The sequence below is a fragment of the Vulgatibacter incomptus genome (assembly GCF_001263175.1).
Lineage (GTDB): Bacteria > Myxococcota > Myxococcia > Myxococcales > Vulgatibacteraceae > Vulgatibacter > Vulgatibacter incomptus.
Genome location: NZ_CP012332.1, coordinates 2,682,072 through 2,704,210 on the forward strand (window position 1 = coordinate 2,682,072; position 22,139 = coordinate 2,704,210).

Genomic DNA, 22,139 nt, shown 5'->3' on the forward strand with positions numbered 1-22,139 from the left:
AAAATCTGCAAGATCGCCCCTAGCGAGCCGAAGGCGAGCAAACGAAAGGGAGCGTTTCTCGCGCGGAGCGCGAGATGAAGGGCTCGCTCCCGCATCGCGGGGGCGAGTCCTTCACACGCTCCGAGACTCCGGCTTTCCCACCCCCGTTCAGCAGACTACCATCCAGGTGACGATGCCTGCCAACCGCACCAAGCGCTCCTCGCCGCCGCGAAAGAAGCGCAAGAATCTCTTCGCCCGCCTGATCTTCGCCGCCTTCGTCGCGTCCATCGTGGTCGCGGTCGCCGCAGGGATGTTCCTGCTGCACCTCACACACGACCTTCCGCGCTTCGACCAGCTCGTAGACTACCGCCCGAAGGAGTCGACCAAGGTCTACGCCGCCGACGGCACCCTCGTCGCCGAGCTCTTCGAGGAACGCCGGACGGTCATCCCTCCCGGCGACATCCCGGAGGTGCTCAAGCGCGCCATCCTCGCGGCGGAGGACGCGTACTTCTACCAGCACGAGGGGCTGGACTACGGCGGGATCCTCCGCACCATCGTGCGCAACGTGATGTCCGGCCGGATCCGCGGCGGCGCGTCAACGATCACGCAACAGGTAGTGAAAACGTTTCTGCTGTCGCCCGAGAAGACCTACGAGCGAAAGCTCAAGGAGGCGATCCTCGCCCGGCGGCTGGAGCAGAACCTCTCGAAGGACGAGATCCTCTACCTCTACCTCACCCAGATCAACTTCGGCCACGCGCGCTACGGCATCGAAGAAGGCGCGCGCTTCTACTTTTCCAAGGGCGCGAAGGATCTCACTCTCGGTGAAGCCGCCCTCCTCGCGGGCATCCCACAATCGCCCACCCGCCTCTCGCCGCTGACCCATCCGGACCGCGCGAAGAAGCGCCAGCTCTACGTGCTCGGGCAGATGCTCGCCAACGGCTGGATCACGCAGGCCGAGCACGATCGCGAGGCCGCGCGCCCCATCGCGCTCAAGGTCTCGAAGCCCGAAGGTGTCGGGCCCTACTACGTGGAGGAGGTCCGCCGCTACGTGATCGAGCGCTACGGTGTAGACGCGGCTCTCACCGGGGGTTTGAAGGTCCATCTCGGGATGGATCCCGAGGTGCAGCGCGTGGCGGACCGTTCGCTGCGCGCCGGCCTCCTCGCCTACGATCGGCGACAAGGCTACCGGGGGCCGACCGGCCACCTCGACGAGGACGCGCGGAAGGCCGCCGAGGAGAGCCTCGCCAAGGCCCGCGCTGGAGGCTCCGGCGGAGCGCCGCTCCTCGTGGATCTCGGCACCGGGAAGGCGGTCAAGGCGACGGCGGGGCTCACGCTCACCGGCGCGGTGGAGAAGGCCTCCGCCAAGAGCGTGGAGCTCTGGTTCGGCGGGCCCAGCGTCGGGCTCGCGGTGCAGGACGCGCCCTGGGCCGGAAAGGGCCGCCTCGCCTCGCTGAAGAAGGGCGACCTCGTGCAGGTGGAGATCGCCAAGGTGGAGGACAAGAAGGTCGAGCTCCGCCTCTACCAGGAGCCCGCCGTGCAGGGCGCGCTGGTGGTCCTCGATCCCGAGACTCGGCGGGTTCGCGCGATGGTCGGCGGCTGGGACTTCGCGGCGAGCTCGTTCAACCGCGCCACCCAGGCCAAGCGCCAGCCGGGCTCGGCCTTCAAGCCCTTCGTCTTCGGTGCGGCGCTGGAGAGCGGACGCTGGACGCCGGCGAGCGTGGTCGTCGACGCGCCCGAGAGCATCCGCGATCCCTGGACCGGCGAGAGCTGGAAGCCCCGGAACTACGATCGGGACGTCTACGAGGGGAACATGACCCTCCGCCGCGCGCTCGCCCGCTCGAAGAACACGGTGGCCGTGCGGCTCGCCTCCGAGCTCGGCGTCGACGCCGTCATCGACTTCGCCCGGCGCGCGGGGATCTCGAGTGCCCTGCCCTCCACCTTGAGCCTCGCTCTCGGCTCGGGCGACGTGACGCCCATGGAGCTCGCGAACGCCTTCGCGACCCTCGCCGCCGGAGGCGCCCGAGCGCAGCCCGTGCTGGTGGAGAAGGTGGTCGATCGGGACGGCAACGTGCTCGAGGAGAACAAGTCCCAGGCGGTCATCGCGATCTCGCCGGCCATCAGCTACGTGCTCACGAGGCTCCTCGAGGCCGTGGTCACGGAGGGCACCGGCAAGGCCGCCGACGTCCTCGGCCGCCCTACTGCGGGCAAGACGGGCACCACCAACGACGGGAACGACGCCTGGTTCGCCGGCTACACCGCGGACCTGGTGGCGGTCTCGTGGGTGGGCTTCGACGATCCCAAGCCGCTCGGCCGTGGCGAGACCGGCGGCCGCACCGCCATCGCCGCGTGGACCGAGCTGATGAAGGAGATCTACAAGGGCAAGCCCGCCCGCGACTTCCCGATGCCGGAGGGCGTAGAGCTCGCGGAGATCGACCCCGGCACCGGCCTCCTCGCGGCGGACGACGCAGGTCCCGGGGACTCTGCGCTCACGGCCTTCGTCTCCGGCACCGCCCCCACCCAGCGCGCGCTCTCGCCGGGCGTCGCCCACGAGGACACGCCGGTGGAGCTCTTCCTCGGTGGCGAGAACCCGTAGGTGGGAAAAAAGAAGGGGCCGGAAGCACCATCTGGTGCCCGGCCCCTTCGAACGACTCGGCTCGCTGTGGAGCCGTATATGGTGCCCAGGAGAGGACTCGAACCTCCACGGTGTTGCCACCACTAGACCCTGAATCTAGCGTGTCTACCAATTCCACCACCTGGGCGATGGCGAAGTGGCGGGGTTCTACAGTGGCGCCCGGGTGACAGTCAAGGCGGAATCGCCCGCAATTTTTCGAAGTCGTTACCGGGCGCGAAGCATGGATTCGATCTGGCGGCGGCAGCCGCTGCAGCCGGTGGTCGCGCCGGTCCTGCGGGCGATCTCCGCGAGGTCGGCGCCCTCGGCGATCAAGGCCTCGATCTCGCGCTCTTCGACGCAGTGGCAACGACAGACGAGGACGAGCGGCGGTCCGAAGGACGACGGCCAGTCGTCGCCGGGCTCGTCCCAGTCCTCGTCTTCGAGCTCGTCGCCCTGCCCCATCGGCCGGCTAGTCCTCGAACTCGTCGAGCCAGGCCATCTGGATCGCCTCGAGGATCTTCTCGTTGCTGCCGTCGGGCTTCCCCTCGAAGTCCGGGATCTCGAGGATCCACCGGTGGAGGTCGGTGAAGCGCACCGAGAGCGGCTTCACGCCGGGGTGGCGCTCGCAGAGCTCGATCGCGATGTCGCGAACGTCGGTCCAGTTCATCGCTCCCCCCTCGCCTCGGCGGCGCGCCGCTCCTCGGGATGCTCGTCGTACCACGCCTGGAGGGACTCCTCCGAGACCTCCACGACCAGGTCCTTGTTGCCGACCTCGGCCTGGCAGCCCAGGCGGGACATCGGCTTCACGTCGAAGGCCTTGTCGAGGATGTCCTCCTCGCGGTCCGACGCCTCCTCGAGGGAGTCGAAGCCCACCTTGACGTAGCAGTGGCAGGTCGAGCACGCGCAGACGCCGCCGCAGACGTGGCCCATCTTCACGCCCTGGGCCTCGGCCTGCTCCGCGGCGTCCAGGATGCTGGTGCCGGGCTTCACCTCGACGGTGACGCCCCAATTCGCGAACGTGATCTTGGGCACTACTCGAACTCCTCGACGGAATGACCGGTGAGCGCATTGCGGATGGCGCGCTCCATCCGGCGCTGGGCGAAGGCCGCCGACGCGTGATCGAGGTCCGCCACGGCGACGTTGATCCGGTCGTGATCGGAGAGCGTCATCGCCTCGCGGACCTTGGCCTCGGCGGCGGCGATGGCCTCGCGCTCGCCGGGCTCCAGCAGCGCGGCGTCCGACTCGAGGGCCTTGTGGAGGTCGTACATCACCCGCTCGGCCTCGACCCGCGCTTCCGCGGCGAGGCGCACGGCGACGTCCTCCTCGGCGTTCTCGAGGGACGCGATGAGCATCTCCTCGACCTCCTCGTCGGTGAGGCCGTGAGAGGGCTCCACCACGATCGACTGCTCGGCGCCGGTGGTGAGCTCCTTGGCGGAGACGGAGAGGATGCCGTCCGCGTCCACGGCGAAGGTCACCTGCACGCGGCCCATGTTGGCGGGCATCGGCGGGATCCCGCCGAGGCGGAACTTCGCCAGGGAGCGGCAGTCCTGGACCAGCTCGCGCTCGCCCTGGAGCACGTGGATGTCCATGCCGCTCTGGCCGTCGGCGTAGGTCGTGAAGATCTGCGCGGCGGAGGTGGGGATGGTGGAGTTGCGGTGGATGATCTTCTCCACCACGCCGCCCATCGTCTCGACGCCGAGCGAGAGCGGGATCACGTCGAGGAGCAGCAGATCCTCGCGGGGCTTGCCGCCGAGGTTCTCGGCCTGGATCGCGGCGCCGAGGGCGACCACGCGATCGGGATCGATGTCGCCGAGGGGCTCCTTGCCGCCGAAGATCTCGGAGACGAAGCGCCGCACCAGCGGCAGCCTCGTCGAGCCGCCCACCAGCACCACGCCGTCCACCTGCGCCGGGGTGATCCCGGCGTCCTGCAGCGCGCGGCGGCAGGCGATGGCGGTGCGCTGCACGAGGGATCCGATCAGGGACTCGAACTGTGCCCGGGAGACCTCCACCTCGATGGTGCGCTCCGGCAGCTCTACCACGGCCAGGGCATTCTCACGCTCGGTGAGTTCGTGCTTCGCGGTGCGTGCTGCGTGCAGCGCGGCCTGGATCGCGAAGGGATCGGCGGCGAGGTCGCGGCCCACTGCGCCGGAGAGCTGCTCGAGGAGCACCGTCGCCAGGGCCCGGTCGAAGTCGTCGCCGCCGAGGGACGAGTCCCCCGCCGTGCTCTTCACCTCGAAGACGCCCTCCACCAGCTCGAGGATCGAGACGTCAAAGGTTCCGCCGCCAAGGTCGTAGACGGCGAAGGTCCCGCGGGCGCGGCGATCGAGGCCGTACGCCAGCGCCGCCGCGGTGGGCTCGCTGATCAGCCGCAGGACCTCGAGGCCTGCCAGGCGGCCGGCGTCCTTCGTGGCCTGTCGCTGGGCGTCGTCGAAGTAGGCGGGGACCGTGATCACCGCGGCGCCCACCTGCTCGTCGAGGGCGGCCTCGGCCTTGCGCCGAAGGGTCTTCAGGATCTCGGCGGAGACCTCCACCGGCGAGACGATCTTCGACCCCACGTCGAAGCGGACGATCGCGTCGCCCGGCTCCGCGCGGAAGCGGTAGTGGCCCAGCTTCTTGGTCTCGGCGTCGCCGGGCCCCTTGCCCATGAAGCGCTTCACCGACGAGATGGTCTCGTGCGGGTGCGTGGCGAGCTTGGCCCGCGCCTCGCGGCCCACCAAGGTGGAGCCGTCCTCCAGGTAGTGGACCACGGAGGGGAGCAAGCGGGAGCCGTCGGCGTCCACCGGGATCGCGCTGGTAGCGCCCAGCTCGTCCACGAAGGCGACGAGCGAGTTGGTCGTGCCGAGGTCGATCCCCACCGGTTTGCCGTAGGGCTTGGAGGGATCCCGAATCTGCAGGAGGCCGGATTCAGCCATGAGTCTCCTCGAAGATCGCGTCCTCCCAGGCTCTGACCTCGCCGAGGAAGCGGTCTTGATATCGAAGCATCGAGAGGCGGCGCGCCGCCTCCTCGTAATCGTCGCGATCGAAGGCGGCGCCGAGACCTTCCAGCGTCTCCGCCCTCGCTTCGCGCACCGCGAACGCCAGCCGCTCCACGGCCGCGACGTCCTTGGCCGCGCGAGCGTCGTCGAAGCGCTCCCGCTCCTCCATCACCTCGAGGAGGAAGCCGGGAGGCAGGTATTTGGAAGCGCCGCTCGAGCCGGTCTCGCCCAGGTCGATCCCCTGCTCGCGCAGGAGCCAGGCGGCGCGGCGCGCGGGATCCTTGATCACCCGCCAGGCGTCGTTCACCTGGATGGTCTTCTCGAGGGCGATGCGCCGGGCGGTCGCACCCGCGGCAGCGTGGCGGTCCGGATGGAGCAGCCTCGTCAGCTCTCGGTGGCGTTCCTCCAACCGCTTTTCGTCGACGCGAAAACCACGGGGGATCCCGAGGATTTCGAAGTGATCCGCCAAGGGGATGTCTCTCTTTTCCGGCGCGAACGCCGGATCAGACGCTGAAGGACTCGCCGCAGCCGCAGGACTTCTTGACGTTGGGGTTCTCCAACTTGAAGCCCGACTCGAGCAGCCCCGACTGGTACGTGAGCGTGGTGCCGATGAGGAAGATGTAGCTCTTCGGATCCACGAAGATTCGCACCCCGTGCTCCTCGAAGACGCGATCCTTCTCCCTGGCGCCGTCCGCGAACTCCATGTCGTAGGTGAGGCCGGTGCAGCCGCCGCCGCGCACGCGGATCCGCAGGCCCGCGTCCGGCGTGTTCCGTCCGGCGAGGAGCTTGGAGATCCGGGCGGACGCCGACGGATCGATCCCGATGCCCGCCTTGCGGGGCGCGGCCGGAGCCGCAGCGGGGGCAGCCGCGGCCGTCGGGCCCGAAGAGTCGAGGCTCGTGGCCGGCTTGGCGCCGAGGCCCATCAGGCCCGTGGCCGCCGCGGACTTGGCGGCCGAAGCCCCGAGCCCCGTGAGGCCCGCGGGCGCAACGGCGGGCGCCGAAGCCTGGGACGGCTCCGCTGCGGCCTTGGGCGCGCCGAGGCCTACGATCCTGCCGGCATCCTGGGACGACATTCTGGCTCCTACTTCCTCTCGAGCGGGTGGAGACGCTGGCCCCTCCTATGGGCCTGCCGCCTCCGTCTCGCGCACTCGCGAAACGACCGCTCCTCCAATTTTGACCCGGGCTAGACGCCCTTCTTCTGCTTGTAGTCGGCGATGGCCGCCTTGATGGCGTCCTCGGCCAGGACCGAGCAGTGGATCTTCACCGGCGGGAGCGAGAGCTCCTCGGCGATGGCCGAGTTGGTGATCTTCGCCGCCTCCTCGATGCTCTTGCCCTTGACCCACTCGGTGACGAGCGAGCTGGACGCGATCGCGGAGCCGCAGCCGAAGGTCTTGAACTTCGCGTCCTCGATCACTCCGTCGTCGCCGATGCGGAGCTGGAGGCGCATCACGTCGCCACACGCCGGGGCGCCCACGAGGCCGGTGCCCACGTTGGGATCGGCCTTGTCGAGGGAGCCCACGTTCCGGGGGTTCTCGTAGTGGTCGACGACCTTGTCGCTGTACGCCATGTCCTTCTTCCTTCCGATACGCAGAGGGGCGGGTTTTCGGCCCGGCCCTAGTGCGCCGACCATTCGATCGACTTCAGGTCGATCCCATCCTTCGCCATCTCATAGAGCGGCGACATGTCGCGCAGCCGCTTCACCTTCTCGACCACCAGCTTCGCCACGTGATCCACCTCTTCCTCGGTGTTGAACCGACCGAGGCCGAAGCGGATCGAGGTGTGGGCCAGGTCCTCCTCGACGCCGCACGCCCGGAGGACGTGGGAGGGCTCGAGGGAGGCCGAGGTGCACGCGGAGCCGGACGAGACCGCCACGTCCTTCAGCGCCATCATCATCCCCTCGCCTTCCACGAAGGCGAAGGAGAGGTTCAGGTTCCCGTCCAGGCGGTGCTCGGGGTGGCCGTTCAGGTAGACCATGTCGAGGCCGCCGACGATCTGCTGCTGCAGGCGGTCCCGCAGGGCGCGGACCCGGGCGGACTCCTCCACCATCTCCCGCTGCGCGATCTCCGCGGCCATGCCGAAGCCCACGACGCCGGGCACGTTGATCGTCCCCGACCTCATGCCGCGCTCGTGGCCGCCGCCGTCGATGAGGCCCGTGAGCCGGACCCGCGGCCGGCGCCGCACCCAGAGCGCGCCGACGCCCTTGGGCCCGTACATCTTGTGGGCCGAGAGCGAGGCGAGGTCGATGTTGCACTCGTTGACGTCGAGGGCGACCTTCCCCGCGGCCTGGGCGGCATCCACATGGAAGAACACGCCCTTCTCCCGGGTGATCGCGCCGATCTCCCGGATGGGGTGGATGGTGCCGATCTCGTTGTTGGCCGCCATCACCGAGACGAGGACCGTGCGATCCGTGATCGCCGCCCGGACGGCCTCGGGATCCAGGCGCCCGTGCTTGTCCACGTCGAGGAAGGTCACCTCGCAGCCGGAACGTTCCAGCCGCTTGCAGGTGTCCAACACCGCCTTGTGCTCCGTCTTGGCGGTGATGACATGGTTGCCACGATCCTTGTAGAATTCCGTGATGCCCTTGAGGGCCAGGTTGATCGACTCGGTCGCACCGGAGGTCCAGACGATCTCTTTACCGGAGCCGCCGATGAGGGCGGCCACCCTCTCGCGTGCCTGCTCGGACGCCTCCTCCGCGGCCCAGCCGAAGGGGTGGCTACGGGAGGCGGCGTTTCCGAAGTGCTCGGTGAGGTAGGGCATCATGGCCTCGAGCACCCGCGGATCGAGGGGCGTCGTGGCATGATTGTCCATGTAGATCGGAGTCTTCACCATTGACCGTCCTGCTGCCCGAGCCGAAAAAGTAGGAAATCGTCAATTTCGCGGGCGTTATAAGAAGCGTGGCAACCCAGCGTCAAGGGATTGGCCGGCCGTTCGGAGCCTCGTCGTGCGCTCGTCCGGGTTCGCCCTTAGATACGTTCCGTAACGTTACCTTGTCAAGCCGAGAGAGCAACATGCGAAGCGCCGTACTTCTTCTCGTGGGCGGTCTGGCCAGCGCTGGAGCGGTCCTTTTCCTTCCGGATCTCATGGGTCAGGGCCTCTCCTCCCATCAGCTCGACGCCTCCGCCCTGTCGTCCGGAATCCTCGGCGCCCTGGCAGTGGCCTGGCTCGGGGGCGTCCTCACCAGCCTCACCCCCTGCGTCTATCCGCTGATCCCGATCACCCTGGGCGTCTTCGGCGCCAGGCAGGCGGGCAGCCGGCTGAAGTCCTTCGGCCTGGTCACCACCTACGTCCTCGGGATGGCGGCGATGTTCTCCGGGCTCGGCTTCGCGGCCGCCTCGTCGGGCAAGGCCTTCGGCACGATCCTCGCGAACCCCTGGGTCCTCGTGGGGCTGGCGACCTTCTTCGCAGTCATGGCCTCCAGCATGTTCGGCGCCTTCGAGCTGGCCGTGCCCCAGGGGCTCGCCCAGCGTCTCAACCGGGTGGGCGGCACCGGCTTCGGCGGCGCCTTCGCCATGGGCCTGGTCGCCGGCGTGGTCGCGGCCCCCTGCACCGGGCCCGTGCTCGCCTCCCTCCTCACCGTCGTGGCCTCCAGCGGCCAGCCGGTCTTCGGCCTCCTCCTCCTCTTCACCTACGCCCTCGGGGTCGGCCTCCCCTTCTTCCTCCTGGGCGGCTTCTCCGTCTCGCTGCCCAGGAGCGGCGCGTGGATGGACGGCGTGAAGAGCGTCTTCGGCGTGGCCCTCCTGGCGATGGCCTTCCTCTACCTGCGGGACGCCCTCCCGGCGCTCCGGGAGATCTTCCGCGGCCTGTCGCCGCACGCCCTGGCCGGGCCGGCGATCGTCCTGGTGGGCGTCCTCCTCGGCGCGATCCACCTCTCCTTCCACGGCGGCGCCCGCGAGCGGATCCTGAAGGGAGCTGGTGTCGCCCTGGTCGTGGCCGGCCTCGTGCTGCGGCTCGGCGCCTCCTCGGGCGCAGAAGGCGTGGAGTGGAGCGGCGACTACCACGGCGCCCTCGCCCAGGCCCGCGCCGAGGGCAAGCCCGTGATCATCGACTTCTATGCGGACTGGTGCGCCGCCTGCAAAGAGCTCGACAAGTTCACCTACACCGACGCGCGGGTGATGGATGAGGCGGCGCGCTTCGTGACCGTGAAGGTCGACGGCACCCACGAGGACAAGCAGATCCAGGCGCTCTACGATCAGTACGGGATCCAGGGCCTGCCGACGGTCGTCTTCCTCGACTCGACGGGTGAGACGCTCCCCTCCCCCCGGGTGACCGGCTTCGTGGAGGCCGGCAACTTCCTCGAGCTGATGAAGGGCGTTCGTTAGCGGAAGGCGTGCCGGGAGCGGTCTTGGACCGGCTCCCGGCTACTCCTCTTCGAGATCCTCGTCGGGAGCCGCCGGGTTCGGCGCGGGCGGGGCGTCGGCCTGAGGCTGGGCTCCCGCCTGCCAGGCCAGGAAGAGCGGCTGCCCCTCGGCATGCAGGCCCGCGGGCACGTAAGCCAGAACGTAGCCGGGGGGCGGCGCTCCGGGCGGAAACACGCCGGGCGGCTGGGCCCCGGCGGGGAACACTGCCGGCGGCTGGGCCGCGCCGGGGAACACACCCTGCGGCTGCAAGCCCTGAGGAAGCACGCCCGGGGGAAGCACGCCCGGCGGCTGCGCCCCCGCCTGAGCCCGGGGCCGCGTGGCCTGGGACGGCTCGTGACCGTGATGCTCGCGTTCCTGGGCCTCGAAGTCGATCACCCGGGTCGTGAGGAGGGAGAGCGGATCCGAAGCGTCGAGCTGGCGCCACTTCAGCTCGTCGGCGCGGCCCCCGTAGGCGCGCGCGATCGCGCGTCGCACGCCGAACTCGGTGCAGACGATCGGCGTGACCCGACCCCCGAGCCGGAATCGGATCAGGTCCAGCTTGCCGAGGTCCGCCGGATCCGCCATCGCCACGAACGTGGCCCCGTCGCGCTCGGCGACCGGGAGGGCCAGGAGTCGCAGGGCCAGGTTCTGCGGAAAGCGCGCCAGGAGCTCGGGAGGGGGAACCGCCTCGAGCAGCCTCTCGTCCGTGATGTAGGAGACGCCGAGCTGACCCGCCAGGAGCTGCAGCACGGAGCGCACCGGCGCGAAGTCCAGCGTCGCGGCCCACTCGCCCAGGCGGCCCCCCTCCTGGCGCTGCCGGGCCAGGAGGGTCTGGAGCTGCGCCTCGGTGATCAGCCGGGCGTCGATCATGAGCTCGCCGATGCGCTTGCGGCCGCCGGCGCGAAGCTGCGCCTCCTCGGGAGGACGTGCGGAGCGGGACGGCTGGCCCGCCCCCGGGGCGGACTCGAGCGGAAAGCCGGGGCCCAGGTCGCGATCGAGGGGGACCCGGTCTGGGAAGAGCCGCCCCATCCGCCGCGCCATCGCCTCCCGGCCCACCCGCCAGCCCTTCGCCTGGAGCACGCCGTGGAGCGCATGGGAGAGCTCGCTCGCGTGGGGATAGCGCGCAGCCGGATCCCGCGCGAGGGTCCTCCGGAGGATCGGCTTCAGCTCGGCGGGCGCACCGGGCGGGAGCTCGAGGGTCTTCTCGTCGTGGTGGGCGATGCGGGCGAGCGTGCTCCCCGCGTCGCGCGCCGAGCCGAAGAGCGGCCGCCCCGCGAGGATCTCGAAGAGCAACACGCCGTTGAGGAAGACATCGCTCGCGTGGCTCGCGGTCACGCCATGGAGGAGCTCGGGGGCCAGGTAGCCCACCTTGCCCTTGAGGAGGTTCCCCTGGGTGACGTCGCGGCCGTCGGCAGCCTTCGCCACGCCGAAGTCTGCGAGCTTCACCTCGCCCTTCATCGAGAGCAACACGTTCGACGGGTTGACGTCGCGGTGAACGAGGCGGAGCGGCGTTCCGTCGGGGCCCACCGCGTCCCAGGCGTAGGCGAGGGCGTCGGCCACCAGCGCGGCGATGTGGATCGCCTCCGGGGGGCCCAGCGGGAGATCCAGCGTCGCCGCCGCGTTCAGGACCCGGCGGAGATCCTCGCCGTCCACCAGCTCCATCACGAGGTAGGGATGGTTCGCGGCGGTGCCGAGATCGAGGACCTGCACCACGTTCGAATGGACGAGCTGGACGCAGATCCGCGCCTCGCGGAGGAAGGCTTCGGCGCTCTTGGGATCAGCCGCGAGGGCGGGGAGCAGGCGCTTGATCGCGACCGGCTTCTCGAAGCCGCCCGTCCCGACCCGCTTGCCGAGGAAGACCTCGGCCATTCCGCCGACCGCGAGCCTGCGGATGATCTGATAGCTCCCCACCGACGACCCCAGCTCAGGTAGGGCAGCAGGATACCAGCTTCGAGAGGGAGACGATATTTCGTTTCGGCCGGAAAGGGCCGACGTGACGACGGACCATTGCCGTCGTCACGTGTTTGACGCTCGCCTGTGTGAAGCGATCAGCCCTTCACGACGCGCGCGAAGATCTCCTTCGCCTTGGACATCGCGTCGGCGGGCATCTTCGGGTGCAGCTCGAGCATGTACACGCCCTCGACCTGGTAGAGGTTCTTGTACTGCTCCGTTCCAGGCATCTTCATGTAGGCGTCGAAGCACGTCTTCACGCGCTTCTCGTCCTCGTAGGTGGCGAGCGTCGCGTAGCCGCCGTCGACCTCGATCTTGGTGCGCTCCTTCACGGCGCACTCGTCCTCGAGGCCGCCGAGCTTGTCCGGCATGAGGCTGTGGACCATGGTCACCTTGAAGCCGGCCTTGCCGAGCTCCGCCTCGAGGACCTTGATCTTCTCGGACTTCTCGTCGTCCTTCGCCGCGACCGGATCCCAGGTGTCCTTGGCGGCCTCGGCGTCCTTGCCGGACTCCTCCGCCTTCTGGGCCTCCTTGGGGGCCTCGGTGGGCTCTGCGGGCTTCGCGACGACGAGGCCGTCGGTCTTGGTTGCGGTCGGCTGGGCCGGGGCGGCGTCGGTGCTCTTGCTGCACCCCGCAAGGGCGGAGAGGACGACGGCCGCGGAGATCACGAGAAGGGTCTTGCGCATGGCTGCTCCTGCCATCGGGCGAAGCCCGAATGGTGATTAATGAAAAATACCTATCATGACGCAGCCAATGAGAGCTCGTGAAAATTCACGAGCTCTCGCGGAGCCGAAGGCGGAGCAACGGAAAAGCGCGATCGCGCGAAGCGCGGCGAAGAAGTCGGGCCCGCTCCTGCGGGACCGATTTCTTCGAACGCTCTGCGCCAAGAATTACAGATAGAAGCGGTCCGAAACCCCTGCCGTGAGGCTCAGGATCGCGCTCCAACCCACCACCTGATCCACCTTGTCCGCGATCTCGTCGGGCCGGCGGCCGAGGAGTCCCGCCGAGGCCGAGCACGCGTAGACCGTGCAGTGTCCGGATGCGCGCGCCACTTCGAGCAGGGCGGCCGCGGTCGGGTAGCCGCCCTCGAAGGCGTCCTCCGCCGCTTCGGCGGCGCGCTCGAGCCCGGGCGGCGGCGAAAACGCCGGCGTCGAGAAGCCTCCGTCGACGAAGCGCTCGAGGGCCCACCAGAAAAGGAAGAGCTGCACGTCCCTGCCGCCGGCCGTCGCCGAGGCGGCGATGGAGCAGGCCTGGTGCAAGCGGTCGTAGTCGCCACCGTGCAGGAAGATGGCGACGCGCTTTCGGGGATCGACCTCCATTGGCCGCGGAATCTACCCGATGGGGCCCCGCCGCGGAAAGGGACGATCAGGGCGCCACGCGGGCGCGCTCGGCCCGGGGAAACCACGACCGCGCGAGGATCGCGGCGCCGACGGTCAAGAGCGCGATCGCCGCTCCCGCGACCCACCAGAGCAGCGGCGACGGGTGGACCACGGCGGAGCCGATCGAGACCATCAGGATCGTCCCCGGCAGGTTGCCGAGGCAGGCCGCGCCGAAGACCGTCCGGGCGCGAACCCCCGTCACGGCGGCGACGGCGATCACCAGGTCGGTGGGGAAGACGTAGCCGAGGGTGGCCACGAAGACGAACGCGAAGCCGCGTCGCCGCGCCATCAGGGAGAAGGAGTCGTAGCGGGCGCCAGCGAGGTCGCGGATGGCGCCGGAGCCCAGCCTCCTCGCCAGGGCGTAGACCACCCACGCCGAGAGGAGCGTGCCGCAGAGGGCGAGGGCCACCCCGCCCCACAGGCCCCAGACCAGCCCTGCCGCCACGGCGAAGAGCGAGCCCGAGACCACGACGAAGAGGGGTCTCGCCGCTGCGGCGGCGAGATAGCCGGCGAGGCCCAGAGCGCCCAGCGCGATCACCTGTCGCTGGATGGCCTGCGGCGTGAATCCTTCGGAGCCGCCGAAGATCGAGACGGCGGCGATCCCCATCCCGAGGATCCCCGCCAACATGAGCAGACCGCGCCAGCTCCGCGGCGAGATCCGCTTCAGCCCGCTCTTGAGCCGCCCTCCCACCCCAGCAGCTTGACCACGCTCGGTCCGGATCGCAGCCGACAGGCAGGGGGAACTTCAACATCCGCCAGGCTGCCCGCCGGAGCCTCGAGCAGGCAGGGCGGCCCCAGCCTGCCAGGCAGCACTCCTGCCGGAGGTGCATCCCCTTCGATCGGCGAGGCCGCCCATCGGGCGGCCTCTTGCCGGAGCTGCACCTGCGAGCGCGAGAATTCCCTCACGAGCTCGCTCGGCGCAGCGCCTGGTGCTCGGGTCAGGCGGTCGGGCCGCGCTCTTGCCGATCGTCGGAGGCCATACCCTCGGCGCCTGCGGCGAGCAGGGGCGCGGCATCCCCGGTTCCCTCGGTCGAGCTCGCAGCCGCGTCGGACTCGACGACGGCCACCGCCTGCGGGGCGCTGTCGATCTCGGCAGCCTCGCTGGCGAGCTCCACGCCCTGGTCGGCGCCGGCCGGAGTCCCCTCGCCGCGCCGCGGACGGGCGGGATCGCGGCGAGGACCACGGCGCGCACCCGGCTTCGTCGGGCCAGAGGGGCGGGGCGCCGCGACGTCTTTCGGCGTGCGAGGCTTCCAGCCGATCCCCTCGAGCTCCCTCCAGAGCTCGTTCCAGCGCTGCTCGAGGCCGCCGAACTTGGCCTTCCACAGCTCGGCCTCGCCCTTCACCACCAGGTAGACCCGGTTGTTGGCCTCGGCGCGCCCCTTGGCGCGCCTGGCCTCCTCGCGGGCCTCCTCGCCGAGGCGGCGGGACTCCTGCGCACGCTTCTCGGCGTCGCGCACCCGGCGCTCGGCCTCCTGCACCCGCTCGTCTGCCTCGGTCACCTTGCGGCCCATCTCCACGAGCCGCTCGTCCACCTGAGCGGGCGTGAGCTCGACCGGAGCCGGGGGCGGCACGGGCACGGCAACGGCCACGGGGGCCTCCGGCCGCCTGCCGCGGGGGCGCTCGGCCTCGTCCTGCCGGCGGCGGAGCTCCTCGGCGAGCTGCGAGTTCTCCTCGCGCACCGAGGCGAGCTGCTGCTCGACCTGACGGACCTCGTCCGCCCTCGCGTTGGCGAGCTCGCGCGAGCGCTTCGCCTCCTCCGAGACGTCGTGCAAGCGCTTCTTCGCCTCCCGCAGCTTGTCCCTGGACGAGGAGAGCTCCTCCGACCTTCCCTTCTTGTCTTCGCTCACCCGCTCGGCCGCCTTGCGGGCGGTGGCGGCGTTGGACCGCAGCTTCTCGCGGTCCGCGTTCACCTTTTCGAGCTCGTCTGCGAGCTTGTTGCGAGACGTCCAGCCTACGATGGCAGCGACGAGCGCGGCCACGGCAACGATGATCGTGGTTGCTTCCATTTCGTTCCCGAAAATGACGCCTGACGCCTACTGCGCCGGCTGTTCCGACGCAGGAGGCGGCTGCGCGAGGTAGATTTCCGCGGTGGATACAGCCGCGCCGCCCTTGCCAATCCCGCCGACGACCAGCACCCGACCATCGCCGAGGTCGGTGCAGCTGGTGTAGCCCCGGCCATCGTCACGGAGTTTCTCCGTCTTGTCCGAGCCGAAGGTCGGCTCGGCGTTCGAGCCCTTCGGCGGATCCTGCCACGCGAGGACTTCGGCGCCCGGAACGAAGGCCTGGGTCTCGGAGAACCCCCCGAGCACCAGCGCCCGCTTGGCGTCGAGCCCAACAACACACGGATTCACGCGGGCCCCGGCTTTGAGGCCGAGCGTGCCGGATTTGTTCTGGGAGGGGTCCGTTCCGATCCACTGCGCCTCGTTGGACGCGCCCGACGGCTTGCCGACGCCCGGCTTCCCGGCCTCGGGCGTCCAGGTCTTGGCCCCGCCGATCACACCGAGACGCCTGCCGGCATTCCCGAGGTCGAAGAGAGCGACGCCCGATCGCACGGTCCCGGTCGGGAGCGCAACCGTCTGGTTGCTCACCGTGATGGTGTCGACGTCACGGTTCCAGACGATGAACTGGGACCTGGTCTCCGGCACGCCGCTGTCGTCGATTCCGCCCGCAATCTCGACTGCGGCATTGTTCAGGCCGACGTTCGCTGCGACGTGGTAGGCCCGCGCGAGCTTCGCAGCGCCTTTGACCGGGGAGAAGGTGTTCGCCTTCGCGTCGAAGACCTCGATGGTCTCGACGACCTTGCCGTCGGCGCCGACGCCGCCGACCACGAGCAACGGTCCATTCTCGGCGACCAGCGTGACGGTGTGCCCCTTCCGAGCGTTCTGCAGCTTGACCTGGGACCATGCGCCGGTCGCGGGATCGAAGATCGAAGCGGTGTCCGTGACCTCCTCGACCTGGTCCTTCATCTCGGTCCCGCCGACGATCAGCACCCGGCCGTCGCGCAGGAGGACGCTCTGCGCGAAAGCGTGCGGCACGACCGTACCCGCGCTGGAGATCGCACCGGTCACGGGATCGAAGATCTCGGCAGTGCTGAGGTAACCGGCCCCGGTCCCTGCCTTGTCGAGGCTCGAAAAACCGCCTGCGATCAGGACGCGGCCATCCTTGAGACGGGTGGCGGTGTGTCCTGCGCGCGGGCCGGCGAGGCGGACCGGCTTGCACGTCGTGTCGTTCTCCCATTCGCCCCAGGTGGTGAAGGCGTTGGCCCGGAAGAGCTGCACTCGAACGCTGGGCGCCCCGGAGGACGTCACCTCGAAGGGCTCGGACCGGCCACGGGCCGACAGATTCTTCCCTTCGAAGACGCTGACGGTGACCACCCGGTTCGAGCCGACGGGAACCTCGGGGAGGTCGAGGGCGCCGTCGCTGAAGTTCACCCCTTCCCTCTTGATGTCCGACATTCCGTCGCCGGAGACCACCACTGTCATCGTCCCTTGCCTCGCGGCCAGGTGCTCGATGGTCTCCTGGCAGTCCCTGGTGACGAGCTCGATGTCGAACGAGGACTCGCCGCCGCAGGCCGCGAGGAAGAGGAGCGCGGTGCTGGAGGCACCGCGCAGGATGCGCGAGACGTTCATGAGATCGGGTCCTGTGTCACGAGACGCGACAAAGCGAAGATCGGGCGACTACCGCCAGCTCATGTGGGGAGTCGCCCCGCTGTTTCCACCAGACGCGAGGGCGAGACCGGCGACGCCACCGGCGACTGCCGCAGCGCCCGTCCAGAACCACCACTTCGAGAGGAGGCCGCCGCTGCTCTTCGTCACCTGGCTCTGCTCGAAGACCGTCTCGTCCTCGATGCTGGCGCCACCGGCGAACTTGTAGGTCTTCTTCTGCGGCTCCTCCACCTTCGGGGGCGGCGCGCCGAAGTCCTCGCCGCGGGTCGGGAGCAGGAAATCCTGGGAGGCGACCTCGGGCTTCTTCTCCACCACAGCAGGAGCGGCAGGCTTGGCCGGCGGGGCGAAGGCGAAGTCCTCCTTCGGAGCCGGAGCCGCAGCTGCGGGCGCCGTCGGTCCCGCAGCCGGAGCCGCGGACGCCTCGGGCGCCGTCCCGCCCCCGCCCGCCGGGGTCTTCTGGCCACCCACCGGGCGACGAGGCCCGGACGCGGGAGCGATCGGCCCCTTGCCGCCCCGATCGTCGCCCTTCGGCGCCGCCGGGGTGAGGTTCACGGCGAAGTCGACCTCGTGGATCTTCTCCGCACCGGCCTTGGCATCGGCGGCGATGGCCCGCGGGAGCTCGGTCGCGGCGCCGGGGGCGGCGAGCGAGTCGCCGATCTGCTTGGCGACCTTGTTGATCTCGATGCTGGCGCCGAGCATGTCGCGGTCGAGGGTCACCGGCTGCAGCTCGGAGAACGTCCCCTCCTTCACGTGGAAGGCGAAGGAGACGATGCCCATGTTGGCGCCCTTGGCGTACGCACCGCCGATCACCACGACCTGCGCGCCCGTCTGCTTGGCGACCGCCGCGACCTGGGCCCTGGCGTCGGCGTCGAGGTCGTTGTGCGTGAGCTTGGTGATGAGCGAGGCGACGGCGCCCTCCTTCTTCGAGCCGTCGTCGGGCGTGATCCGGAAGAGCTCGTCCTTGCGAATCTCGACCCGCTCCACGTACGGATCGGTGCTCGGCAGCTTGATCTTCACGTAGTGCACGCCCGGGAGGAGCCCGGCCACGAGCACGGGGCTGGTGGCGGCTTCCCGACCGTCGATCCACACGCCGGCGCCCGGCGGGGTGGTGTCGACGCGCAGCGAGCCCGTGCCTTCGGCGGCGAGCCCGCCGCGGACCTTCTCGTAGAGATCCACGAAGACCTGGTCGTACTCGTCACCGGCGGCGATCCGGAGCGAGGGCTGCACGCGGATCGCCTTCACGAGGGGACCCTGGGCGGCCTGGCCCTCGCGCCCCATGCGGAAGAGGGCGACCGCCTGCTTGAGATAGGCGTCGACCAGCGGATCGATGTCCTCGACCGCGATGAAGTTGGACTCCATCTCCGAGACGGCCTGGGTGAAGGCGTCGAGAGCGGGCTTCATCTTCCGGCTCGCGAGGAGCTCCTTGCCCCTGGCGAGGTCCGCGCGGGCCGCTTCGACCGCCTTGGTCTGCTCCGCCGTCGCCTTCTTCGCCCCGCCGCCGGCACCGCCGGCCTCTTTCGGGAGCTTCACGAGCTTGACGCCGCCGTTGGCACCGAGGCCGTCTTCGAGGGTCGCGGCGATCTGCTCGCCCGTTGCGCGGGGGATGCTGTCGAAGAGCGGCGCGTACGGCACCACCACGACCTTGACCTTGTCGGCCATCGCGACCGCGGGCGCGATGGACACCGCCACGGCGATCGCGGCGGCGATCGGGGCGAACTTGCGGCTCGGGTTCACGTGCTCTCGCTCCCTTGCCGGCCAGGGGATTGGCCGGTCGTTTCAAGGATTTGGGAGGGCGAGTCTATGGCCTGCCGCGTTCCGGAGTCAAACGACCTTCGACGTGGCGCATCGTTCGCCGACGTCCGGTGTGATAGGACGCTCGGATACTCGCGAACGCGGAATTCGGCGGGGCGCCGCCCCGGATCGTTCGCCAGGGCTCCTCTGTTGAGACGACGTGCGCCTGTCCATCGCCACCCGGATCTTCCTCGTCTTCGCCGCCGTCGTCTCGATCTTCGGGGCGGTGAGCTCGTTCGCCGTCTGGCGGATGCACGCGGTGGGCGCCGACATCCGGCTGGTGTCCGAGGGCTACCTGCCCCTGACCAAGGTGGCCGCCCAGCTCGAGACCTTCCACAAGAACAAGCAGCGGGACACCGACCGCCTGATCGAGGAGAAGGATCCCCGGGCCCAGCGGATCCTGATCAAGCTCGCCCGCCTCTACTATCCGCGGATCGTCCGGGAAAAGCTCGCCCAGGGCGGGCTCCTCGTCACCGAGACTCGCAGGCTGAGCGGTGCGAAGGAGAAGCCCTTCCTCGACGAGATCGAGGGGAGGCTCGCCGAGATCTCGCGGGACTACGACGTCTACGACGCGGAGGCCGACACCTTCTTCGCCGCCCTCGAATCCACCGAGGCCGAGTCCTCCGAAGTGGCGCCGGCCCCTGACGAGCGCGGCAAGGAGCTCAAGCGGACCGAGCGCCGGATCGATCGCTCGCTCCGCCTCTTGAGCCATGCCCTCGAGGGCCGGATCCAGGAGCGGGTGAAGGAGGCCCAGGCCACCGAGCGGAGCTCGTCCTGGGCGATCATCGGCTTCTCCATGGCCGCCATCGCCCTGGGGATCCTCGCCACCCTCCTCTCCCAGCGTCTGCTCTCTCCGATCCGACCCCTCACCCGGGCGGCGGTGCGGATCGGCGACGGCGACTACACCGCGCAGGTCCCGACCCGGGCGGCGAACGAGGTGGGCGTCCTCGCCCGGGCCTTCAACCAGATGGCCGCCTCGCTGCAGGCACGGGAGCGGGAGCTCCAGGAGAAGCAGGAGGAGCTCGTCCTGGCCGAGAAGCTCGCCACCGTGGGCCGGATGGCCGCGCAGATCACCCACGAGATCCGCAACCCGCTCTCCTCGATCGGCCTGAACACCGAGCTGCTTGCGGAGGAGCTCCCCGCTGAGCTCCCGAACGCAGCCGAGGCCCGGAGGCTCTGCGCCGCCATCGGGCGCGAGGTCGATCGCCTCGCCGACGTCACCGAGGACTACCTCCGCTTCGCCCGCCTGCCCAAGCCCGAGCTGGTCCGGGAGGACGTCGTGGCCCTGGTGCGGGATCTCGTGGCCTTCGTGAAGCCCGAGCTCGACGAGGCCGGGATCGCGGTGGAGCTCGACCTGCCGGAGACGCTCCCCGCGGAGGTCGACGAGAACCAGCTCCGGCAGGCCCTCCTCAACCTGGTCCGGAACTCCCGGGAGGCCATGGCCGGAGGCGGCACGCTCAAGCTGGCGGGGCGGTCGGATGGAGACGGGATCGAGCTCTCGATCCACGACTCCGGCCCTGGCGTTCCGCCCCAGGCCCTCGAGCGGATCTTCGACCCCTTCTTCACCACCAAGAGCGGCGGGACCGGCCTCGGCCTCTCGCTCACCCAGCAGATCATCGCCCAACACCACGGCCGCGTGAGCTGCGAGAGCGGGCCCACCTCGGGCACCACGTTCACCGTCCACCTGCCCACCCCGGAGTACCTGGCTTGAGCCTTCCTCCCCTCCTCCACACGAAGGACACCCTCCCGAACGGCCTGCGCGTCGTCACGGTCGAGACGCCGCACCTCCACTCCGCGATCCTCTCGGTCTACGTGCGCTCCGGCAGCCGCCACGAGAGCTCCGAGCTCATGGGGATCTCGCACTTCCTGGAGCACATGTTCTTCCGGGGCTCCGAGCGCTACCGCGACACGGTGGAGATGAACGCGCGCGTGGAGGAGGCGGGTGGGAACCTGAACGGCATCACCACGCGTGACCACGGCTATTACTACACGCCCCTGCACCCCGGCCAGCTCGAGGTGGGCTTCGAAGTGATCGGCGACATGCTCGCCACGCCTCGCCTCGTCCAGATCGAGACCGAGCGCCAGATCATCCTGGAGGAGATGCTCGACGAGGTGGACGAGACCGGCAGGGACATCGACATCGACAACCTCTCGAAGGCGATGCTCTTCGCCGGGAACGGCCTCGCCCACAAGATCGCCGGCACGCCCAAGACCGTGAAGCGGATCGGCCTCGAGGATCTGCGCGAGCACCACCGGCGGATGTACGTGGGTCCGAACCTGGTCCTCGCCTGCGCGGGCCCGATCTCCCGGAGCCAGGTGCTCGAGCTCGCGGAGCGGCACTTCGGCAGGCTGCCTGCCGCCGGGGAGCCTCCGGCAGAGGCGCTCCCGCTTCCCCCGCCGCCGGGCCCCACCGTCAACCTGCTCGATCACGAGGACTCGCAGCAGACCGAGATGCGCCTCAACTTCCTGGCGCCGCCGGAGCACGACCCGGACTTCCCCGCCCTCCTCCTCGCCCGCCGCATCCTCGACGACGGCCTCTCCTCGCGGCTTCCCTTCGAGGTCGTCGAGAAGAGGGGGCTCGCCTACGCGCTCCACGCCGGCATCGACACCTACTCGGACCTCTCGCTCTTCGAGGTCGAGGTGGCCTGCGCCCACCAGAAGGTCCCCACGGTCCTCGCGACGATCGGCGACGTCCTCGGGGGCTTCGCCTCCGACGGCCCCACGGCCGCCGAGCTCGATCGCGCCAAGCGCCGCTACCGCATGGGCCTCGAGTTCGCGCTGGACAGCGCGTCGGATCTCGCCGGCTGGTTCGGCGGAACGGAGCTCTGGCGTCCAGCGGAGACCTTCGAGGAGAGGGTGGCGCGGGTGGAGGCGGTGACGGCGGACGACCTCCGCCGGGTCTGCACGAAGATCTTCTCCCGGTCGAACCTCCACATGATGCTCGTGGGGCGGGGCGGGGGCCGGGCGGAGCAGAAGCTGAAGCGCCAGGCGTCCGAGCTGCCCCTTCCCAAGTAATCGGGCCAAATAAACCCGGGAGCACCGGACGTTCTGACCCACCAGGTCCCTGGAGAACGGCAGCGAGGAGCGGGAGACTCCTCCCATCGCTGCGGCCCCGGGGCGGATCGAGATGCACGCATTCGTCTACAGGCTGGTGGAACGGCTCACCCACGAAGGCCCGGCGCTCTCGCGCAACCGGCATTTCCACACGTTCGCGAGCCCGGAGGGCAAGCAGGCCCTCCGGATCGCGCGGCGCCTGCGATCCATCGCCCGCGACATCGCCGCCGCGCCGAAGCCGCCGGGGCTCGCCCGCGATCGAGGCCGGGTCCGGCTGGAGATCCCCATCGCCTCGGGCGTACGCACGGCCCTCCTCGACGACGCGGAGTGGCAGCTCCTGCACCGCATGCCGGCCGTACGAGCGGCTCTGCCGAACGACCTCCCTAACTAAGCCTGGA

The 22,139-nt window shown here is 69.8% G+C and carries 20 protein-coding genes and 1 tRNA gene; 5 read left to right on the forward strand and 16 right to left on the reverse strand.

Annotated elements, in window-relative coordinates:
- Nucleotides 1–172: 172 nt before the first annotated feature.
- On the forward strand, nt 173–2,572 hold the full coding sequence (locus tag AKJ08_RS11170; protein ID WP_050726140.1) for a penicillin-binding protein 1A: 2,400 nt from the start codon (nt 173–175) through the stop codon (nt 2,570–2,572).
- A 79-nt stretch (nt 2,573–2,651) separates the two neighbouring features.
- Here the strand turns inward: AKJ08_RS11170 and AKJ08_RS11175 are convergent.
- The 9 genes from AKJ08_RS11175 to AKJ08_RS11215 all read right to left on the reverse strand — a co-directional run bounded on the left by AKJ08_RS11175 (nt 2,652) and on the right by AKJ08_RS11215 (nt 8,391).
- A tRNA-Leu gene (locus AKJ08_RS11175) sits at nt 2,652–2,738 on the reverse strand.
- Between the two features lie 77 nt (nt 2,739–2,815).
- Nucleotides 2,816–3,052, reverse strand: coding sequence for a (2Fe-2S)-binding protein (locus tag AKJ08_RS11180; RefSeq protein WP_050726141.1), 237 nt, complete (start codon nt 3,050–3,052; stop codon nt 2,816–2,818).
- Between the two features lie 7 nt (nt 3,053–3,059).
- Nucleotides 3,060–3,257, reverse strand: a complete 198-nt coding sequence (gene iscX, locus AKJ08_RS11185) for a Fe-S cluster assembly protein IscX (RefSeq protein WP_050726142.1) — start codon at nt 3,255–3,257, stop codon at nt 3,060–3,062.
- Nucleotides 3,254–3,622, reverse strand: a complete 369-nt coding sequence (locus AKJ08_RS11190; RefSeq protein ID WP_050726143.1) for a 2Fe-2S iron-sulfur cluster-binding protein — start codon at nt 3,620–3,622, stop codon at nt 3,254–3,256. The genes iscX and AKJ08_RS11190 overlap by 4 nt, the downstream gene beginning before the upstream one ends.
- Nucleotides 3,622–5,502 (reverse strand): Fe-S protein assembly chaperone HscA, encoded by a 1,881-nt coding sequence (gene hscA, locus AKJ08_RS11195; RefSeq protein WP_050726144.1) that lies wholly within the window; start codon nt 5,500–5,502, stop codon nt 3,622–3,624. Before hscA ends, AKJ08_RS11190 begins: the two co-directional genes overlap by 1 nt.
- Nucleotides 5,495–6,034, reverse strand: a complete 540-nt coding sequence (hscB, locus tag AKJ08_RS11200; protein ID WP_050726145.1) for a Fe-S protein assembly co-chaperone HscB — start codon at nt 6,032–6,034, stop codon at nt 5,495–5,497. Before hscB ends, hscA begins: the two co-directional genes overlap by 8 nt.
- A 34-nt stretch (nt 6,035–6,068) precedes the next feature.
- Complete coding sequence (locus AKJ08_RS11205) at nt 6,069–6,638, reverse strand: HesB/IscA family protein (RefSeq protein ID WP_240475296.1); 570 nt, start codon at nt 6,636–6,638, stop codon at nt 6,069–6,071.
- 110 nt (nt 6,639–6,748) lie between these two features.
- On the reverse strand, nt 6,749–7,132 hold the full coding sequence (iscU, locus tag AKJ08_RS11210) for a Fe-S cluster assembly scaffold IscU (protein ID WP_050726146.1): 384 nt from the start codon (nt 7,130–7,132) through the stop codon (nt 6,749–6,751).
- Between the two features lie 47 nt (nt 7,133–7,179).
- On the reverse strand, nt 7,180–8,391 hold the full coding sequence (locus AKJ08_RS11215) for an IscS subfamily cysteine desulfurase (protein WP_050727543.1): 1,212 nt from the start codon (nt 8,389–8,391) through the stop codon (nt 7,180–7,182).
- 182 nt (nt 8,392–8,573) lie between these two features.
- Between AKJ08_RS11215 and AKJ08_RS11220 the strand changes: the two genes are divergently transcribed.
- Nucleotides 8,574–9,884 carry a protein-disulfide reductase DsbD family protein gene (locus tag AKJ08_RS11220; RefSeq protein WP_082343075.1) on the forward strand — a complete coding sequence of 437 codons (1,311 nt, stop codon included), beginning with the start codon at nt 8,574–8,576 and terminating at the stop codon, nt 9,882–9,884.
- A gap of 39 nt (nt 9,885–9,923) precedes the next feature.
- Here the strand turns inward: AKJ08_RS11220 and AKJ08_RS11225 are convergent, their stop codons facing one another.
- The 7 genes from AKJ08_RS11225 to AKJ08_RS11255 all read right to left on the reverse strand — a co-directional run bounded on the left by AKJ08_RS11225 (nt 9,924) and on the right by AKJ08_RS11255 (nt 18,630).
- Nucleotides 9,924–11,813 carry a protein kinase domain-containing protein gene (locus tag AKJ08_RS11225; RefSeq protein WP_050726148.1) on the reverse strand — a complete coding sequence of 630 codons (1,890 nt, stop codon included), beginning with the start codon at nt 11,811–11,813 and terminating at the stop codon, nt 9,924–9,926.
- A gap of 137 nt (nt 11,814–11,950) precedes the next feature.
- Complete coding sequence (locus AKJ08_RS11230) at nt 11,951–12,538, reverse strand: hypothetical protein (RefSeq protein WP_050726149.1); 588 nt, start codon at nt 12,536–12,538, stop codon at nt 11,951–11,953.
- A gap of 204 nt (nt 12,539–12,742) precedes the next feature.
- Nucleotides 12,743–13,171, reverse strand: a complete 429-nt coding sequence (locus tag AKJ08_RS11235) for a hypothetical protein (RefSeq protein WP_050726150.1) — start codon at nt 13,169–13,171, stop codon at nt 12,743–12,745.
- 46 nt (nt 13,172–13,217) lie between these two features.
- Nucleotides 13,218–13,922 carry a TVP38/TMEM64 family protein gene (locus tag AKJ08_RS11240; protein ID WP_050726151.1) on the reverse strand — a complete coding sequence of 235 codons (705 nt, stop codon included), beginning with the start codon at nt 13,920–13,922 and terminating at the stop codon, nt 13,218–13,220.
- 247 nt (nt 13,923–14,169) lie between these two features.
- Entirely contained in the window at nt 14,170–15,237 is a 1,068-nt protein-coding gene (locus AKJ08_RS11245) for a hypothetical protein (protein ID WP_050726152.1), read from the reverse strand.
- A 27-nt stretch (nt 15,238–15,264) separates the two neighbouring features.
- Complete coding sequence (locus AKJ08_RS11250) at nt 15,265–16,860, reverse strand: Kelch repeat-containing protein (RefSeq protein WP_050726153.1); 1,596 nt, start codon at nt 16,858–16,860, stop codon at nt 15,265–15,267.
- Nucleotides 16,861–16,908: 48 nt separating this feature from the next.
- Nucleotides 16,909–18,630, reverse strand: coding sequence for a PEGA domain-containing protein (locus AKJ08_RS11255; RefSeq protein WP_050726154.1), 1,722 nt, complete (start codon nt 18,628–18,630; stop codon nt 16,909–16,911).
- 217 nt (nt 18,631–18,847) lie between these two features.
- Here AKJ08_RS11255 and AKJ08_RS11260 point away from each other — a divergent pair, with 217 nt between their 5' ends.
- From AKJ08_RS11260 to AKJ08_RS11270, 3 genes are all read left to right on the forward strand, one after another.
- The gene (locus tag AKJ08_RS11260) at nt 18,848–20,398 is read left to right on the forward strand and encodes a sensor histidine kinase (protein ID WP_050726155.1); all 1,551 of its coding nucleotides are present in this window, start codon (nt 18,848–18,850) and stop codon (nt 20,396–20,398) included.
- Nucleotides 20,395–21,702 carry a M16 family metallopeptidase gene (locus AKJ08_RS11265; RefSeq protein ID WP_050726156.1) on the forward strand — a complete coding sequence of 436 codons (1,308 nt, stop codon included), beginning with the start codon at nt 20,395–20,397 and terminating at the stop codon, nt 21,700–21,702. The genes AKJ08_RS11260 and AKJ08_RS11265 overlap by 4 nt, the downstream gene beginning before the upstream one ends.
- A 112-nt stretch (nt 21,703–21,814) precedes the next feature.
- A complete protein-coding gene (locus AKJ08_RS11270) occupies nt 21,815–22,132 on the forward strand; it encodes a hypothetical protein (protein WP_050726157.1) in 318 nt (105 codons plus the stop codon).
- Nucleotides 22,133–22,139: the final 7 nt, after the last annotated feature.

Excerpts from the sequence above, each read along its gene's own strand:
- AKJ08_RS11170 (WP_050726140.1), top strand. The coding sequence starts at position 173 with ATGCCTGCCAACCGCACCAAGCGCTCCTCGCCGCCGCGAAAGAAGCGC.
- AKJ08_RS11180 (WP_050726141.1), bottom strand. The coding sequence starts at position 3,052 with ATGGGGCAGGGCGACGAGCTCGAAGACGAGGACTGGGACGAGCCCGGC.
- iscX (WP_050726142.1), bottom strand. The coding sequence starts at position 3,257 with ATGAACTGGACCGACGTTCGCGACATCGCGATCGAGCTCTGCGAGCGC.
- hscA (WP_050726144.1), bottom strand. The coding sequence starts at position 5,502 with ATGGCTGAATCCGGCCTCCTGCAGATTCGGGATCCCTCCAAGCCCTAC.
- AKJ08_RS11205 (WP_240475296.1), bottom strand. The coding sequence starts at position 6,638 with ATGTCGTCCCAGGATGCCGGCAGGATCGTAGGCCTCGGCGCGCCCAAG.
- iscU (WP_050726146.1), bottom strand. The coding sequence starts at position 7,132 with ATGGCGTACAGCGACAAGGTCGTCGACCACTACGAGAACCCCCGGAAC.
- AKJ08_RS11220 (WP_082343075.1), top strand. The coding sequence starts at position 8,574 with ATGCGAAGCGCCGTACTTCTTCTCGTGGGCGGTCTGGCCAGCGCTGGA.
- AKJ08_RS11230 (WP_050726149.1), bottom strand. The coding sequence starts at position 12,538 with ATGCGCAAGACCCTTCTCGTGATCTCCGCGGCCGTCGTCCTCTCCGCC.
- AKJ08_RS11235 (WP_050726150.1), bottom strand. The coding sequence starts at position 13,171 with ATGGAGGTCGATCCCCGAAAGCGCGTCGCCATCTTCCTGCACGGTGGC.
- AKJ08_RS11245 (WP_050726152.1), bottom strand. The coding sequence starts at position 15,237 with ATGGAAGCAACCACGATCATCGTTGCCGTGGCCGCGCTCGTCGCTGCC.
- AKJ08_RS11250 (WP_050726153.1), bottom strand. The coding sequence starts at position 16,860 with ATGAACGTCTCGCGCATCCTGCGCGGTGCCTCCAGCACCGCGCTCCTC.
- AKJ08_RS11270 (WP_050726157.1), top strand. The coding sequence starts at position 21,815 with ATGCACGCATTCGTCTACAGGCTGGTGGAACGGCTCACCCACGAAGGC.